The organism is Halocynthiibacter sp. (assembly GCF_049608145.1).
GTDB lineage: Bacteria > Pseudomonadota > Alphaproteobacteria > Rhodobacterales > Rhodobacteraceae > Halocynthiibacter.
In genome coordinates this window covers 1-680 of the sequence record NZ_JBMYXF010000115.1, presented here as the reverse complement: position 1 = coordinate 680, position 680 = coordinate 1, and the positions used below count along the sequence as shown (strand labels likewise).

General features: G+C 55.3%; 1 pseudogene. It reads right to left on the bottom strand.

The window, feature by feature from the left end:
- Positions 1-680, bottom strand: a pseudogene (locus ACPGUT_RS16060) (IS3 family transposase); the annotation flags it as partial.

Below are 680 nucleotides of genomic sequence, written 5' to 3'. Positions count from 1 at the left end.
TAAAGCCATCCCTCACGCGTCCACACGTAGCTGATGTCGCCCGCCCATTTCTGATTAGGCGCATCCGCATGGAAGTCCCGGTTCAGCAGGTTCGGCGCGATGTTGAAGGCATGGTTGCTGTCAGTGGTCACCTTGTATTTCTTGGAGCGTTCGACACGGATACCATTCTCGCGCATCAATCGACCGACCCGCCGATGGCCGATGTTCAAGCCAAGCTCTTTCAACTCCTCCGTCATTCTTGGCCTGCCATAGCTGCCCAGGCTGAGGCGAGATTGTTCCTTGATATGCGCTAAGACCACCATGTCAATTCGCTGCCGTTGGCTGACCGGGCGGCTGCGATAGGCACGTAGGCCTCGCTCGCTGACATCTAGTACCTAGCAAAGGCGGTTTGTCGGGAAATCACAGCCATGCTCTTCGATGAACCTGAACCTCATGGCTTTTGGCTCGCGAAGAAGGCTGTGGCCTTTTTTAGAATATCCCTCTTCTCCTTGAGAATGCGGTTCTCGCGTCGAAGCCGTTCATTCTCGAGGGCAAGATCCAGTTCATTGTCGGACACCACATCGGTGTCCCGATGCGCCGTGACCCATTTGTTCAGTGTCGATAAGCCAACACCCAAATCTGAGGCCACTTGTTTGCGTGTCAGCCCACTTGTCAATGCGATCCGCACCGCATCAGCACGG